Source organism: Pontibacter sp. HJ8 (assembly GCF_054824225.1).
Map to the genome: position 1 here is coordinate 1 of NZ_JSYF01000601.1, position 1,208 is coordinate 1,208.

The window sequence follows — 1,208 nt, forward strand, 5'->3', positions numbered from 1 at the left end:
CTGCTGGATTCTGAATTGAAACCGGAAGAATCTCTGCAGCCAGATACCATGACGGATCCTGAAGCGACAGAAGAAGAATAGATTCTTCGTGAAATTGAAATTTTAATTCATTTATTTAACGTTTAACAAACAAACAAAAACCAATCTCTGAAAAGTATGAAGAAAATACTTATGACAGCCCTGGCAGCCGCGAGTATTCAGGTTGCTGTAGCTCAGAACTCTGCCGTTAACAGCGCAGTTCTAAACCACAAGAATGGCGTTTTAGACAAGGCCCAGGCTGACATCAACAAGGCGATAGAGCACAATAAGACAAAGGACAAAGCAAAAACCTGGTTCTATCGTGGCGTCATTTACCAGGACATGCTGGGCAATCCGATCTATGGCAAGAATGCAACTGAACAGACTCCTGAAATCGTAATGGAGTCGTTCAACAAAACCATAGAGCTGGATGGAAAAGACGGCGAGTATGGCAAGCAGGTACCAGAGCGTTTGCAGATGCTCTACGGCCAGATACTAAACCAGGCAGTAGAATACCACAACGCACAGGATTGGGATAACGCCATTGCCAAATATAACCTGGCTTCAAAAGTAAATCCTACTGACACAACTGCCATAATGTATGCGGCATTTGCTTCTACAGCGAAGCAGGATTATCCGGCTGCCATCACGTATTATGATAAGCTGATCAACATCGGTCACAAGACAGAAGACGTGTACAAGGCAAAAGTACAACTGCAGCAGGCAGCTGAAGCGAGCGATGACCAGATTCTGAGCACACTTGCTGCAGGCCTGAAGGAGCACCCGAACAGTGTATACCTGATGCAGGAAGAACTGAAGTACTACCTGAAGAACAACCGCGCGGATGAGGCCATGGCTAAACTGGATAAAGCAATTGAAGCTGACCCTAAAAATGCCAGCCTGTATGCTGTTAGAGGTAACCTGCAGGAGCGTAAGGGAAGCATTGATGAGGCTTACAAGAACTATCAGAAAGCCATTGAAATGGACCCGAACAACTTTGACGGTTACTTTAACCTGGGTGTGTTGGAGTACAACAGAGGCAGCGAGTTCAACAACAAAGCCGCTAAAATGGACTATGCTACTTACAAGAAAAAAGGAGCTGGTTTAGAAGCACAGGCCAAGAAGCATTACGAAGCCTCATTGCCATTCTTTGAAAAGGCACTTCAGATCCAGCCAGATGACCAAGCTAC

General features: G+C 45.4%; 1 protein-coding gene. It reads left to right on the forward strand.

Annotated features, from left to right (window positions below; all coding sequences use genetic code 11):
• Window positions 1-156: 156 nt before the first annotated feature.
• Window positions 157-1,208: tetratricopeptide repeat protein (locus OB13_RS19915; RefSeq protein ID WP_461491935.1), on the forward strand; the 1,052-nt coding region annotated here is incomplete at its 3' end.